The sequence below is a fragment of the Paraburkholderia graminis C4D1M genome, assembly GCF_000172415.1.
Classification (GTDB): Bacteria; Pseudomonadota; Gammaproteobacteria; order Burkholderiales; family Burkholderiaceae; genus Paraburkholderia; species Paraburkholderia graminis.
In genome coordinates this window covers 1-14624 of sequence record NZ_ABLD01000022.1, presented here as the reverse complement: position 1 = coordinate 14624, position 14624 = coordinate 1, and the positions used below count along the sequence as shown (strand labels likewise).

Below are 14624 nucleotides of genomic sequence, written 5' to 3'. Positions count from 1 at the left end.
CGCGCCTTGCCGGAAACTGGAGCCGTCGTGTTCTACAGGCGGCGCATCGCCGGCTCCTCATGCAAGCTTCTTTTCAACCCGCCGCATCGCTGCGGCCGCTGCCCACCGACGGCGCAAACGCGTCGCGCAACAAGCCCAACCCGCTCACCGCCGACTCAGGCGCGGCAACGCTCAACGATCCAGACAACGCCCCCGCCGTGCGTCTCTTGACGGACACGCTACGCGAAGCGACGCGCCGCAATGCGTCGGATCTGCACATCGAGCCGGCTGAAAACGGCTGGCGCGTGCGCCTGCGTATCGACGGCGTGCTGCACGAAATCTCGCCGCCTCCGGCTCATCTGCGAGACGCGTTCATCACGCGTGTGAAGGTGCTTGCGCGCATGGACATCGCCGAGCGGCGCGTGCCGCAGGACGGCCGGCTGCGTATCGCCACGTCGCCCGGACGGCTCGAGGACTACCGCGTCAACTCGCTGCCCACGCTGTTCGGCGAAAAGCTCGTGCTGCGCAGGCTCGACGCGCTGCCGGCGGATCTTTCGCTCGACTTGCTCGGGCTCGACGCGCAGCAGCGCGATGCCGTCGATGCGGCAATTCGCGCGCCGCACGGTCTCGTGCTCGTCACGGGACCGACAGGCAGCGGCAAGACGCTGTCCTTGTACTGCTTTCTGAACCTGCTCAATAGCGAGGCGCGCAATCTCTGTTCCGTCGAAGATCCGGCCGAAATCCAGCTAGCCGGCATCAACCAGGTCAGCGTGCGCGAGAAGGCCGGGCTGACTTTCGCGGTCGCGTTGCGGGCGTTTTTGCGCCAGGACCCGGATGTGATCATGGTCGGCGAAATACGCGACGAAGAGACCGCCGACGTCGCCGTAAAAGCCGCGCAAACCGGCCACCTGGTGCTGTCCACATTGCACACGAACGACGCGCCGGCCGCCGTCGCGCGCCTGATCGACATCGGCGTCGCACCGTACAACCTGGCCGCCGCGCTGCGCATGGTGACCGCGCAGCGGCTCGTGCGGCGCCTGTGCGCGGCGTGCCGGGCGCCCGCGCCACATTCGGCCGCCGCCCTACGTGCCGCCGGTTTCGCCGACGATCAGCTCGGCGACTGGCAGCCGTATGCGGCCACAGGCTGCGCCGCTTGCCACGGCATCGGCTATCGGGGCCGCGTCGGCGTCCATCAGGTCATGCCGGTGTCCGCTGCCATGCGCGATCTGATCGTCGCGCGTGCCGGCAGCCATGAACTCGCGCGGCAGGCGCACGGCGAACGGGTCGGCACGCTGCGCGCCGCCGCGTTGGCTCTGGTGCGCGACGGCACCACGAGCCTCGCCGAAGCGCTTGCGGCAACGGAGCTGGCGTGAGCACCCCGATAACGCGCCGTCCTGCATCGACCGATACGCGCTTCCGATGGCGCGGCGTCGACGTCGATGGCAGCCGCAAAACCGGCGTGCTCATCGCACCGGACGCAGCCACTGCGCGGACACTTCTGAAGCGCGAGAATGTCTTCCTGGCCGACCTGAAGACGGAAGGACCGGCGCCGCGCCCAAAAGCGAATGCCGCCGAAGTCACGCTGTTCACACGCCAGCTTTCCAGCCTGCTGCGCGCCGGCTTGCCGCTCGCGCCCGCGCTCGATCTGCTGGCTCAGCCGCAAAACTCGCGCCGTGCGGGCATGCCGCGCATCGTCGGCGCACTGGCACGCGACATCACCGCGGGTCTGCGTTTTTCCGCTGCGTTGCACGGGCACCCAGCGCAGTTCAACGCACTGTATTGCCAACTGGTGCAGGTGGGCGAAGCGGCAGGCGCCTTGCCCGCCGTTCTCGCGCGAATCGCCGACGACCGCGAACGCGCCGCCGCGCAACGCGCAAAAGTGCGTGCTGCATTGACGTATCCGGTCGCGATCCTGCTGCTAGCTGTTGCAATCACCGCAGCGTTGCTCGTTTGGGTCGTCCCGACCTTCAAACAGATCTTCGACGGCTTCGGCGCCCGGTTGCCCGCGCCCACGCAATTCGTATTGGCGCTGTCGTCCGGCGTCGCGACGTGGAGCGTGCCCGCGATCGCAGTCATCGTCGCCGCATGTTCGGCTGTGACGTTTCTCCTGCGACGTTCGGAAGCGGCGCGCATCCGCTTCGCGCGCCTGTCGTTGAAAATGCCAATCGCCGGCGCGTTGCTCGCGACGCTTTGTGCCGCGCGCTGGAGCCGTGCGCTCGGCACCTTGCTGTCGGCCGGCACGCCGCTCGCCGATGCGTTCGACTCGCTCACGCACGCCACCGGCAATGCATTTTTCGATCGCGCGACCGTCGACATCGCGGTGAGGCTGCGGCGCGGCGAACGGCTTGCCGCGGCCATGCGCGCGGCGCGCTGCTTTCCGCCCGAGGTCGTGCAGCCGATCGCGGTTGCCGAGGAGTCCGGAGCAATCGACACAATGCTGCTCGACGTGGCGTCGCTTGCCGATCGTCAGGTCGACGAAAAAATCGGCACGCTGTCGAGCCTGTGCGAACCGCTCGTCATCATTGTGCTGGGGGCGCTCGTCGGCGGCCTCGTCATCGCGATGTATCTTCCCATTATTCAACTCGGCAACGTGGTGTAGCATCGCAGCCGAATCCATTGTTTATCCATGCAGGCAGCTCATTCACTCGTGCCAGACACCTCATCCAGCCTGCTTTCGGGCCCGCTTTCAAGCCTGCTGCCGGCGCATTTCGCGGCCGGCTCCGGCCAGGCATTCGGCAGCCTGCCCACTGCATTGCAGTTCGCTTTTGCAATCGTGTTCGGTCTCGTGATCGGCAGCTTTCTGAACGTGGTCGTGCATAGAGTGCCCATCATGCTCGAACGGGCATGGCGTCTCGAAGTGAGCGAGGCGACGGACGAAGCTCTCGAAGAAGACGGCCTGCCGGTGCGCTACAACCTGTGGGTGCCGCGTAGCGCCTGCCCTCACTGCGGGCACGTGCTGCGCGCGTGGGAGAACCTGCCGGTGCTGAGCTACCTGCTGCTGCGCGGCCGCTGCTCGGCGTGCAAGGCGCGCGTGAGCCTGCGTTATCCGCTGCTCGAGTTGGCCAGCGCAGCGCTCGCGGCGCTCGCGCTCGCGCTGTTCGGCCCGACGCTCGCCGCGCTTGCCGCATTCGGGCTGTGTGCGGCGCTGCTGGCAATGAGCGCGATCGACATGGACACGCATCTGCTGCCCGACTCGATGACGTTGCCGCTGCTGTGGGCGGGCATCATCGTCAATTTCAACGGTATGTTCGCGACGCTGCACGATGCGGTGCTGGGCGCGATCTTCGGCTACCTCGTGCTGTGGGCCGTGCATTGGCTGTTCCGGCTGGTGCGAGGTATCGACGGCATGGGTTACGGCGACTTCAAGCTGCTCGCCGCGCTCGGCGCGTGGCTCGGCTGGGCCGCGCTGCCGCAGATCGTGCTGGTGGCCGCCGTGGCGGGCGCGGTCGTCGGCCTCGCGGCCACGTGGCGCGGCCGCATGCGCTTCGAAGAACCGCTGCCTTTCGGTCCGTTTCTGGCAGCGGGCGGCGCACTCACGCTGTTCCTCGGCACACCGCTTTATCTGGCTCTCGGAGGCTGAAGCATGTTCGTGGTGGGACTCACTGGCGGCATCGGCAGCGGCAAATCGACGGTAGCCGATCTCTTCGCGGCGCACGGCGTGCCGCTCGTCGACACCGATGTGATCGCGCATCGCATCACCGCGCCGCAAGGCATGGCGATGCCGCAGATCGCCGCCGAGTTCGGCAGTGCATTCGTCGCCGCCGATGGCTCGCTCGACCGCGCGCGCATGCGCGCACTCGTCTTCAGCGACGACGCGGCGCGCAAGCGCCTCGAGAACATCACGCATCCTTTGATTCGCGCAGAGACCGAACGCGAACAACGCGAGGCGAAGGGGCCGTATGTGATCGTCGTGGTTCCGCTGCTCGTCGAGTCGGGAAGCTGGAAAAACCGGGTGGATCGCGTGCTCGCCGTGGACTGCAGCGTGGAGACGCAAATCTCGCGCGTGATGAGCCGCAACGGTTTCAGCCGCGATCAGGTGCTTGCGATCATCGCGCGCCAGGCAACGCGCGAAGCGCGCCTCGCCGCCGCCGACGACGTGATCGTGAACGACAACGCGCCGCTTGCCGCGTTGGCGGCGCAAGTCGACGCGCAGCATCGCGCGTACCTTGCGCTCGTGGGAGCGTAAGCGGCACAGAAGTCAGCGGCGCAGCGCGAGCGTCTGCACGCATGCCGCGGGCATCTCGCTTTGACGACAAAACCGCACGCCGATGCCTGACGTCAGCCGTTGGCGCGAATCGTTGAACTTCGGCACAGTCTGCATGCCGAAGCAGCTGAAAACCGCCGAAAACGCGCAGAAAAGTTTGCACAGACGCGCACAAAAAGCGCGCGATTGCTAGGGTAGTCCCACGGCATTAGAATGTCCTGCATTCCCGTCACCGACCACGCCCGAGGCGAGCCCGCTTGATCCTTTACGAGTACCCCTTCAACGAGCGAATCCGGACGCTATTGCGCCTCGAAGATCTGTTCGAGCGCTTCACGTTCTTTCTGACGCAGCAAGACGCCAGGGAACATCACGTCGCACTGACTACGCTGTTCGAAATCTCCGAGGTAGCGGGTCGCGCGGATCTCAAGTCGGATCTGATGAAGGAACTCGAGCGGCAGCGGCAAACGCTCGCGCCGTTTCGCGGCAATCCGGGAATCGAGCAGAGCGCGCTTGAAGCCGTGCTCGGCGAAATCGAGCAGACCTTGGCGGGGCTTTCGCAGATGCAGGGCAAGACCGGCCAGCATCTTGCAGAGAACGAATGGCTTGCGAGCATCCGCAGCCGCGCGATCATTCCGGGCGGCACCTGCAAGTTCGATCTGCCGTCGTACTATGCGTGGCAGCAGCTTCATCCGGATCAGCGCCGTCAGGACATCGCGAAATGGGTCATGCCGCTGCTGCCGCTGCGCGACGCCGCCACGATCGTGCTGAGGCTTGCACGGGAGTCCGGCCAGGCGTCGAAGGTCATGGCGATGGCGGGCAGCTATCAGCAAATGCTGTCGGGCCGCTCGTATCAGTTGATGCAGGTACGCGTGGCGCCCGAATTGCGTGTGATTCCCGAGGCCAGCGCGAACAAGTACATGCTGTGGGTGCGCTTCACGGTGCAGGACGGCGACTTGCGTCCGCGCGCGGTGGACGTCGACGTGCCCTTCCAGCTCACGCTTTGCAGCCTGTAAGCCCCGTCCGTTCCGACTGTCGGACAGATTCGGATTCACAGATACGTACAGCAGGCGCCCCCCCGGTCGGCCGCGCCTTTAAAGCGGCGCCAAATGCCCTTATATTCGTTACTGTTCAAATTGCACTAGTTGCCTGACCGTATGCCAACCGTCGTCAAATGCCCCACTTGCGGAAAGGACGTCCGCTGGACACCTGAAAGCCGGTTTCGCCCATTCTGCTCCGAGCGTTGCAAGCAGATGGATCTAGGCGCCTGGGCCGCCGAGAAGTACAAGATCGGCGGGACCGATCAGGAAGCGTCGTCGGACGAGACGCCTGACGGGGACTACAACCCGCATTGACCGGTACGGTACGGCGCGCCGCACCTGAGCGCGAGTGGCCGCAACCGCGCCGTTTCCTTTCCCGATTACTGTTTCTCCGCCGCGAGCCATTCCAGCACTGGAATGGTGGCCGGCAACAGCGGCGACACGTCGGCGGGCAGCGCCTGCCAGACAAACGCCTGACCTTCGCGGCCATGCGGCTCGCCCGTCCACTGCGTCACCTTGCAGAAAAAGAGCCGCACGTAGGCGTGCGGATAGTCGTGTTCGAGCGTATGCCAGAGGTGACAGGCCTTCACGTCGATGCCGAGTTCCTCGTGCAACTCCCGCGCGAGCGCCGCCTCGACCGACTCCCCCGCCTCCAGCTTGCCGCCCGGAAACTCCCAGTAGCCTTCGTACGGCTTGCCGGCCGGACGCTGGGCGAGCAGATAGCGCCCGTCCGGCTGCACGAGCACGCCGACGGCAACCTCTGTGACCGGGCGGCCCGCTGCGTTTGTCAGAGCGTCGCTCATGCCTGAGCTTTCCGGCCGGACCAGTCGCGCGCGAACTGCCACGCCACGCGCCCCGAACGCGACCCGCGCTCGAGCGCCCACACCAGCGCATCGCCGCGCGCCGCCTCGACTTCGGCGTCGTTGCAGCCGAAATGCCGCAGCCAATGCGCGATGATCGACAGGTAGTCGTCCTGCTTGAACGGATAAAAGCTGACCCACAGCCCGAAACGTTCTGACAGTGAGATCTTTTCTTCGACAAGCTCGCCCGGATGAATCTCACCATCGGACGTGTGCTTGTAGGTCTCGTTGTCGCTCATGTACTCGGGCAGCAGATGGCGGCGGTTCGACGTCGCGTAAATCAGCACGTTGTCCGATTGTGCGGCGACCGAGCCGTCGAGCGCGACTTTCAGCGCCTTGTAGCCCGACTCGCCGTCTTCGAACGAGAGGTCGTCGCAGAACACGACAAAGCGTTCCGGCCGTTTCGCGATCAGATCGACGATGTCGCCCAGGTCGTGCAGGTCGTCCTTGTCCACTTCGATGAGACGCAGGCCGTCCTTCGCGTACGCGTTCAGGCACGCCTTGATCAGCGACGACTTGCCGGTGCCGCGCGCGCCCGTCAGCAGCACGTTATTCGCGGGCAGCTTGTGGACGAATTGGCGCGTGTTCTGCTCGATGAGCGCTTTCTGGCGATCGATGTTTTGCAGATCGTCGAGCGTGATGTCCGAGATGGCGGGCACCGGTTGCAGATAGCCGCGCCCCTGGCGCTTGCGCCAACGAAACGCCACCGCCGCCGACCAGTCGATTTCAGGCGCGGCGGGCGGAAGCATCGCTTCGAGGCGGACGAGCACAGCTTCGGCCCGTGTCAGAAACTGTTCGAGTTTGTCCATGACAATGAATGAGCGGCCCGAGGCCGCGTGATGAACCGGATTACGAGCGGTAGTCGGCGTTGATGCTCACGTAGTCGTGCGACAGATCGCAAGTCCAGATCGTGGCTTGCGCATTGCCGCGACCGAGCACGACGCGAATGCCGATCTCGCTCTTTTTCATGACGCGCTGGCCGTCTTCTTCACGGTACGCCGGATTGCGGCCGCCGGCAGTCGCGACCAGCACGTCGTCCAGATACAGATCGATCTTGCCGACATCGAGATCGTCGATGCCGGCATAGCCGATGGCCGCCAGGATGCGGCCGAGGTTCGGGTCCGATGCGTAGAAAGCCGTCTTCACGAGCGGCGAATGGCCGATCGCATACGCGATCTGGCGGCATTCGCCGACGCTCGAACCGCCTTCCACCTGAACCGTCATGAATTTGGTCGCGCCTTCGCCGTCGCGCACGATCAATTGCGCGAGCGTCTGCGCGACTTCGGTCACCGCGTCGCGCAACGCTGCATAAGCGGGCGAGTCGGTGGACGTGATCGCCGGCAGGCTGGATTTGCCCGACGCGATCAGGATGAATGAATCGTTGGTCGACGTGTCGCCGTCGATCGTAATGCAGTTGAACGAGCGGTCCGCCACGTGCCTGACCAGCGCGTCGAGCACGGGCTGCGCGAGCGCCGCGTCGAACGCGAGGAAGCCGAGCATGGTCGCCATGTTCGGCTTGATCATGCCCGCACCCTTGCTGATGCCGGTCAGCGTGACGGTGTGGCCCTCGATCGTGACCTGGCGCGAGGTGGCTTTCGGCAGCGTGTCGGTGGTCATGATCGCCTGCGCGGCGTCGTACCAGTTGGCTTCCTTGCGATTGGCCAGCGCGGCAGGCAAACCGGCCTTCAACCGATCGACCGGCAGCGGTTCCAGAATCACGCCGGTCGAAAACGGCAGCACCTGTTCCGGCGCGATGTCCGCGAGGCGGGCGAGTTCCGCGCAGGTTTCGCGCGCATGCGCGAGGCCCGGTTCGCCGGTGCCCGCGTTCGCGTTGCCGGTGTTGATCACGAGCGCGCGAATCGGCTTGCCTCCGGCGCGCACGCGCTCGAGATTCTCGCGGCACACGGTGACCGGCGCCGCGCAGAAACGGTTCTGCGTGAACACGCCGCCTACCGTCGCGCCTTCGTCGACGGAAATGACCAGCACGTCCTTGCGGTTCGGCTTGCGAATGTTCGCCTCCGCCCAGCCGAGCGTGACGCCGGCGACGGGATGCAGTTGAGCGGGATCGATCGAGGGGAAATTGACAGCCATGGTCGCGACCTGTCGAAGAAAATGCCGGCGGGCGCCGGCATCGAGGAAAACGGAACTGGTGGCTCGGGCAAGATGCCGGAGCACCGCGAAATCAACCACAACATACTGGCAAAGCGACGCGGCGCGCTCAGAGGCGCGCCGCTTTCGGCATTATGCGATCTTGCCGTGACACTGCTTGTACTTCTTGCCGCTGCCGCACGGGCACGGATCGTTGCGGCCGACCTTCGGCACGCCGTCCGCGCCGACAGCCGAGGCCGCTTGCGACGACGACGCGTGGCTCATTGCGTCGCCGATCATCGCGGCAGTCGCGGCTTCCACGGCGGCGGGCGCCGCAGCCGACGCTTCGGCGAATTCCGCATGACGGAACTCGACGTTCTCCAGATGGCCGCCCTGCTCTTCCATCTGTTCGGCCGCTTGTTCGAGCTGCTCCGGCGACTGGATCTGCACGTTCATCACGATGCGGGTGACTTCGAGCTTGACCGCGTCGAGCATCGCGGCGAACAGTTCGAACGCCTCGCGCTTGTATTCCTGCTTCGGGTTCTTCTGCGCATAGCCACGCAGATGGATGCCCTGGCGCAAGTGGTCCAACGCCGCCAGATGTTCGCGCCAGCTACGGTCGAGCGTTTGCAGCATGATCGAGCGCTCGAACGCGCTGAACGATTCGCGGCCGACCAGTTCGACCTTCGCCTCGTATGCTTCGTCCGCGGCAGCCTCCACCGCTTCGAGAATCTCGTCCGACGTGATCGAGTTCGACTCGTTGATCATTTCCTGGATCGCGAGGTCGAGCTGCCATTCGTTGCGCAGCACTTCCTCGAGTTCCGGCACGTCCCACTGTTCTTCAATGCTGCCCGCCGGCACGAACTGGTGAACGATGTCCGCAATCACGCCATGACGCATTGCGCCGATGGTTTCCGTGATGTCGTTTGCCTCGAGCAGTTCGTTGCGCTGCTGGTAGATGACCTTGCGCTGATCGTTCGAGACGTCGTCGTATTCGAGCAGTTGCTTACGAATATCGAAGTTGCGCGCCTCGACCTTGCGCTGCGCCGATTCGATGGAGCGCGACACGATGCCCGCTTCGATCGCCTCGCCTTCCGGCATTTTCAGGCGGTCCATGATCGCGCGCACGCGGTCGCCCGCGAAAATGCGCAGCAGCGGATCTTCCAGCGACAGATAGAAGCGCGACGAACCCGGATCGCCCTGACGGCCCGCACGGCCGCGCAGCTGATTGTCGATCCGGCGCGATTCATGACGCTCTGTGCCGATGATGTGCAAACCGCCCGCGGCCTTCACCTGGTCGTGCAGCGCCTGCCATTCGTCGTGCAGCTTCTGGATGCGGCGGCGCTTTTCGTCCTCGGGAATCGTCTCGTCCAGTTCGATGAACGACGCCTGCTTTTCCGCGTTGCCGCCGAGCACGATGTCCGTGCCGCGACCGGCCATGTTCGTGGCGATCGTGATGCGCTTCGGACGGCCCGCTTCGGCGACGATCTCCGCTTCGCGCGCATGCTGCTTCGCGTTCAGCACTTCGTGCGGCAGACCCGCCTGCTTCAGCAGATGCGACAGCAGCTCGGAGTTTTCAATCGACGTCGTGCCGACCAGCACCGGCTGCCCGCGCTCATAGCAATCGCGGATGTCGCGGATCACCGCGTCGTAGCGTTCCTTCGCGGTCTTGTAAATCTGGTCCTGCTTGTCGATCCGCTTGGGCGGACGATTGGTCGGAACGACGACCGTTTCGAGACCATAGATCTCGTTGAATTCGTAGGCTTCCGTGTCCGCCGTGCCGGTCATGCCGGCGAGCTTGGCGTACATGCGGAAGTAGTTCTGGAACGTGATGGAAGCGAGCGTCTGGTTCTCGCTCTGAATCTTCACATGTTCCTTCGCCTCGACAGCCTGGTGCAGCCCGTCCGACCAGCGGCGGCCCGCCATCAGACGGCCGGTGAATTCGTCGACGATGATCACTTCGCCGTTTTGCACCACGTAATGCTGGTCTTTGTAGAACAGCGTGTGTGCGCGCAGCGCGGCGTACACATGGTGCATCAGCGTGATGTTTTGCGGCGCGTAGAGGCTTTCGCCCTCGCCGATCAAGCCCCACTCGGCGAGCAGGCGCTCAGCCTTCTCGTGGCCCGATTCGGTCAGGAAAACCTGGCGGCCTTTCTCGTCGAGCGTATAGTCGCCCGGCTTTTCGACGCCGGTGCCGTCCGCCTTCTCTTCGCCGATCTGGCGCTCGAGCAGCGGCGGCAGCGCGTTCATGCGCACGTAGAGTTCGGTGTGGTCTTCCGCCTGGCCCGAGATGATCAGCGGCGTACGGGCTTCGTCGATCAGGATCGAGTCCACTTCGTCGACGACGGCGAAGTTCAGCCCCCGCTGCACGCGCGCTTCGGGCTCGTACACCATGTTGTCGCGCAGGTAGTCGAAGCCGAACTCGTTGTTCGTGCCGTACGTAATGTCGGCCGCGTACGCTTGCTGCTTCGCGTCGTGATCCATCTGCGACAGATTGATGCCGACGGACAGCCCGAGGAAGTTGTAGAGGCGCGCCATCCATTCGGCGTCGCGCTGCGCAAGGTAGTCGTTCACCGTGACGACGTGAACGCCGCGGCCCGACAGCGCGTTCAGGTAGACCGGCAGCGTGGCGACGAGCGTTTTACCCTCGCCGGTGCGCATTTCGCCGATCTTGCCGTAATGCAGGACCATGCCGCCGATCAGCTGCACGTCGAAGTGGCGCATTTTCAGCACGCGCTTGCTCGCCTCGCGGCAGACCGCGAAGGCTTCCGGCAGCAGCTTGTCGAGCGACTCGCCGCTCGCGATGCGCTGGCGGAACTCGTCCGTTTTGGCGCGCAGTTGATCGTCCGTCAATTGCTCGATCTGCGGCTCGAGCGCATTGATCGCCGCGACGGTCTTTTGATATTGCTTGACTAGCCGCTGGTTGCGGCTGCCAAAAATCTTCTGTAGAAAACCGGTGGTCATCGGATCGGTGTCTGCGTCGCGGCTTCGGCTGGTCGCGGCGTGCGGTTAAAAGCACGCGCGCTCCGGGGTCGGAATGGCCTCGGCGGCTTAGTCCAAGAGTGAATTCGAATCGGGCATTTTAGCACGCGCCCCCGCCCGCGCCTGTGTCCGCGGCGCGACTTCGGCGGGGCAGCAACGCCCGTCGCGCGGAGCTTCGGCGGCGTGCATACGGGCGCGTCGCGGGGCATCTCGCACGGTACAATCGCGACGTGTGCGCACATCGGGTGCGAACGCGCCCTCACTGTCAAACATGAGCCGTTTTCCTTCCTTTTCAAGGCCGCCGCCCAAGCAGTTCAACGTGCGCCGGCCGCAGCCGGTCGCCGAGGTGCTCAGGCGCACCGACGCGTTTGCCGCGCTGCGCGCGGGCGTCGAGCAGATCGCCGCGCTCGAGAAGGACTTGCGCGAGCTGCTGCCCGATTATCTGGGATCGAGCGTGGAGCCGGGCTTCATCAAGGAAGGCGTGCTGTCGCTGTTCGCCGCGCATAACGCGCTGGCGGCGCGACTGCGCCATCTCGAGCCGCGGCTTTTGTCGGATTTGCAGCAGCGCGGCTGGCCGGTCAATGCGCTGCGCATTCGGGTGCGGCCGCAGCCCGTCAAGGAGCCGCCGCAGCCCAAGCAGGCGCGCATGACACCGGCCGGCGCCGATGCGCTGCATGCGTTGAGCGAATCGCTCGCGCCGTCGCCTCTACGCGAAGCGTTGGCGAAGATGGCGGCGCGGCATCGGAGAAATCGTTGAACAAAAAATAAGCGGCTCACATGAGCCGCTTATTTTTCGTACGCCCGCTTCGGAAGTTTCACCGAAGACTTGACGCGAATTCCCTACGCAAAAGCCGTCTGCGTCTCGTATGCGAAGCCGCGCGGCGCCTTTTGCGTGTCGTCGAACGTGACGATCTCGTACGAATCTTCGTGCGCCAGCAGTTCGCGCAGCAGCGCGTTGTTCAGGCCGTGGCCCGACTTGTACGCGTTGTACGAAGCCAGCAACGGATGCCCGATCACGTACAGATCGCCGATCGCGTCGAGCATCTTGTGCTTCACGAACTCGTCGTCGTAACGCAGGCCGTCGTTATTCAGAATGCGGTACTCGTCGAGCACGATCGCGTTGTCCATGCTGCCGCCGCGCGCGAGGCCCAGTTCGCGCATCATCTCGACTTCATGCGCGAAGCCGAATGTGCGTGCGCGCGCGATTTCGCGCACATACGACGTATTGGCGAAATCGACTTCCAGCGCCTGACCGGTTTTATCCACGGCCGGGTGGCGGAAATCAATCGTGAATTTGAGCTTGAAACCGAAATACGGATCGAGGCGAGCGAATTTGTCGCCGTCGCGAATCTCGACCGGCTTCGTCACCTTGATGAATTTCTTCGGCGCGTTCTGTTCTTCAATTCCCGCGGACTGAATCAGAAACACGAATGAGCCGGCACTGCCGTCCATGATCGGGATTTCTTCCGCGGTCACGTCGACATACAGATTGTCGATGCCGAGACCGGCGCAGGCGGACATCAAATGCTCGATAGTCGACACGCGCGCGCCGTCTTTCTGCAATACGGAAGCGAGACGCGTATCGCCAATCGCCATTGCCGACGCAGGAATGTCCACCGGCGTGGGCAAATCCACGCGCGAAAAGACAATGCCCGTGTCCGGCGCTGCGGGACGGAGCGTCAGGTCGACCTTTCGGCCGGAGTGCAAGCCGATGCCGACCGTCTTGACGATTGATTTGATAGTGCGCTGCTTCAACATGGTCATCTTTTGCTCGATTGAAAATCCCAATCGGGACTTTTTATTCCATAGCGCGAATTATACTCCATAACCCTAAGCAGCGTCTTCGCGCGGAAAGTATCAATCTGTTTCGCTGCATTACCCGTCTTTTTCAACGGGCGCCCGTGAGGGAAAGCGTGACGGGCCGACGTCCGGAACGGAGGCGTTTCCGGTCGTCGGCCCGCGTAACGGCCTGTCACAAAGCGTCGTCGCAACCGTTGCCATTGCGCCACGCGGATAACCGCGTGCGAAGGCGAAGGCGCCGACGCGCTGATAACTAGCTCAACGTTGCGAGAATACTCCCTGCATCGCTTACTTCGAATTTGCCGGCAGCCTCGACGCTCAACGTCTTGACCACGCCGTCGTCGACAACCATCGCGTAGCGCTGGGAACGGATTCCCATGCCGCGCGCCGACAAATCCTGCTCGAGACCGAGCGCTCGTGTGAAAGCCGCACTGCCGTCCGCCATCATGCGCACCTTGCCCGAGGCATGCAGATCGCGTCCCCACGCGCCCATTACGAACGCGTCGTTCACGGACACACACCAGATTTCGTCGATGCCGGCCGCGCGCAACTGCTCAGCGTGTTCGACGTAACCCGGCACATGTTTGGCAGAACAGGTCGGCGTGAACGCGCCAGGCAATCCGAAGATCACCACGCGCTTGCCCGCCGTCTGCTCGCGCACGTCGAAGCTGTTAGGCCCGATCGTGCAGCCCGCGCGCTCGTCTTCGACATACTCGAAGAGCGTTGCGTCGGGCAGCTTGTCACCTGCTTGAATCATTGCTCAGTCCTTTGCATCGATGCGAAGCATCGCCCGCACGTTATCGTGTCGCAGTGAATCGGCGACAGTTGCCCAAACCGCTTCGTTTTCCGAAGAGGGCACTTGTCCTTGCCGCGAATCCGACGATACGCGGCTTGTTAGCCGTTCACCCGCCACGCTCGTGCATTCGTCCGCCAACGCCGGAAACTAAAACGGCGCGGACAGCGAAAGCCTCCCGTGCGCTCAGTCCGCCTGCTTGCGCAGGAATGCCGGAATGTCGTACGTGTCGACGCCCTTTTCCTGCAGCGCCTGCACGTGCGAAGCCGCGGTGTCGCGCGACGTGCGCCATACAGCCGGTGTGTCGAGCGCGCCGTAGTCCGCCGTGCTGGCGTGCGACGGCGTTGCGTACGAGCCGTGTTGTGCGGCGATCGGCTGGTTGTCGGTGCCGGTGCGCAGCAGCGTCATCGGTGCCGATTGCTGCTTCTTCGCTGCACGGCCAAGACCCGTTGCGACGACCGTCACGCGCAGCGCGTCGCCCATTGCATCGTCGTACACCGCGCCGAAAATCACCGTTGCGTCTTCCGCCGCGTAGCTCTTGATCGTGTTCATTACTTCGCGCGTTTCCGACAGACGCAGCGAACGGCTCGACGTGATGTTGACCAGCACGCCACGCGCGCCCGACAGATCGACGCCTTCCAGCAGCGGGCTTGCAACAGCCTGCTCGGCAGCGAGACGTGCGCGATCGACGCCGGCAACGGTCGCCGTGCCCATCATCGCCTTGACCTGGCTCGCCCATCACCGGCGTCACGTCCTTCAAAGTCGACGTTCACTAGATCGTCGACGTTGATGATTTCCTCGATGCTTGGAACTGCGTTGTTCACAACTCGTCTGCGCACTTGGAAGCTCTTGTTCCATCTCGGCGTTGTCGTCCCATCACC

General features: G+C 64.2%; 13 protein-coding genes and 1 pseudogene. 7 read left to right on the top strand and 7 right to left on the bottom strand.

What is annotated here, in order from left to right:
- Positions 1-59: 59 nt before the first annotated feature.
- From BGRAMDRAFT_RS25840 to yacG, 6 genes are all read left to right on the top strand, one after another.
- Positions 60-1352 (top strand): GspE/PulE family protein, encoded by a 1293-nt coding sequence (locus tag BGRAMDRAFT_RS25840; protein ID WP_006051832.1) that lies wholly within the window; start codon positions 60-62, stop codon positions 1350-1352.
- Complete coding sequence (locus tag BGRAMDRAFT_RS25835; protein WP_006051831.1) at positions 1349-2578, top strand: type II secretion system F family protein; 1230 nt, start codon at positions 1349-1351, stop codon at positions 2576-2578. Before BGRAMDRAFT_RS25840 ends, BGRAMDRAFT_RS25835 begins: the two co-directional genes overlap by 4 nt.
- 27 nt (positions 2579-2605) lie before the next feature.
- Positions 2606-3559 (top strand): prepilin peptidase, encoded by a 954-nt coding sequence (locus BGRAMDRAFT_RS25830; protein ID WP_006051830.1) that lies wholly within the window; start codon positions 2606-2608, stop codon positions 3557-3559.
- A 3-nt stretch (positions 3560-3562) separates the two neighbouring features.
- Positions 3563-4165 (top strand): dephospho-CoA kinase, encoded by a 603-nt coding sequence (coaE, locus tag BGRAMDRAFT_RS25825; protein WP_006051829.1) that lies wholly within the window; start codon positions 3563-3565, stop codon positions 4163-4165.
- 275 nt (positions 4166-4440) lie between these two features.
- Positions 4441-5196, top strand: coding sequence for a cell division protein ZapD (gene zapD, locus BGRAMDRAFT_RS25820; RefSeq protein ID WP_006051828.1), 756 nt, complete (start codon positions 4441-4443; stop codon positions 5194-5196).
- 141 nt (positions 5197-5337) lie between these two features.
- Positions 5338-5535: a DNA gyrase inhibitor YacG gene (yacG, locus tag BGRAMDRAFT_RS25815; RefSeq protein WP_029971508.1), complete on the top strand. Its 198-nt coding sequence runs from the start codon at positions 5338-5340 to the stop codon at positions 5533-5535.
- Positions 5536-5600: 65 nt separating this feature from the next.
- Here the strand turns inward: yacG and BGRAMDRAFT_RS25810 are convergent, their stop codons facing one another.
- From BGRAMDRAFT_RS25810 to secA, 4 genes are all read right to left on the bottom strand, one after another.
- The gene (locus tag BGRAMDRAFT_RS25810) at positions 5601-6023 is read right to left on the bottom strand and encodes an NUDIX domain-containing protein (protein WP_006051826.1); all 423 of its coding nucleotides are present in this window, start codon (positions 6021-6023) and stop codon (positions 5601-5603) included.
- Positions 6020-6889, bottom strand: coding sequence for an ATP-binding protein (locus BGRAMDRAFT_RS25805; RefSeq protein ID WP_006051825.1), 870 nt, complete (start codon positions 6887-6889; stop codon positions 6020-6022). The genes BGRAMDRAFT_RS25810 and BGRAMDRAFT_RS25805 overlap by 4 nt, the downstream gene beginning before the upstream one ends.
- A 40-nt stretch (positions 6890-6929) precedes the next feature.
- Entirely contained in the window at positions 6930-8171 is a 1242-nt protein-coding gene (argJ, locus tag BGRAMDRAFT_RS25800; protein WP_006051824.1) for a bifunctional glutamate N-acetyltransferase/amino-acid acetyltransferase ArgJ, read from the bottom strand.
- A 150-nt stretch (positions 8172-8321) separates the two neighbouring features.
- Positions 8322-11132, bottom strand: a complete 2811-nt coding sequence (gene secA, locus BGRAMDRAFT_RS25795) for a preprotein translocase subunit SecA (protein WP_006051823.1) — start codon at positions 11130-11132, stop codon at positions 8322-8324.
- 289 nt (positions 11133-11421) lie between these two features.
- Here secA and BGRAMDRAFT_RS25790 point away from each other — a divergent pair, with 289 nt between their 5' ends.
- Positions 11422-11907 carry a DciA family protein gene (locus BGRAMDRAFT_RS25790; RefSeq protein ID WP_006051822.1) on the top strand — a complete coding sequence of 162 codons (486 nt, stop codon included), beginning with the start codon at positions 11422-11424 and terminating at the stop codon, positions 11905-11907.
- Between the two features lie 83 nt (positions 11908-11990).
- On the opposite strand, the gene lpxC is transcribed toward BGRAMDRAFT_RS25790, so the two are convergent.
- From lpxC to BGRAMDRAFT_RS25775, 3 genes and pseudogenes are all read right to left on the bottom strand, one after another.
- Positions 11991-12908 carry a UDP-3-O-acyl-N-acetylglucosamine deacetylase gene (lpxC, locus tag BGRAMDRAFT_RS25785; protein WP_029971512.1) on the bottom strand — a complete coding sequence of 306 codons (918 nt, stop codon included), beginning with the start codon at positions 12906-12908 and terminating at the stop codon, positions 11991-11993.
- Positions 12909-13203: 295 nt separating this feature from the next.
- Positions 13204-13707, bottom strand: a complete 504-nt coding sequence (locus BGRAMDRAFT_RS25780; protein ID WP_006051820.1) for a peroxiredoxin — start codon at positions 13705-13707, stop codon at positions 13204-13206.
- A 222-nt stretch (positions 13708-13929) separates the two neighbouring features.
- Positions 13930-14624: pseudogene (locus BGRAMDRAFT_RS25775) on the bottom strand (cell division protein FtsZ); the annotation flags it as partial.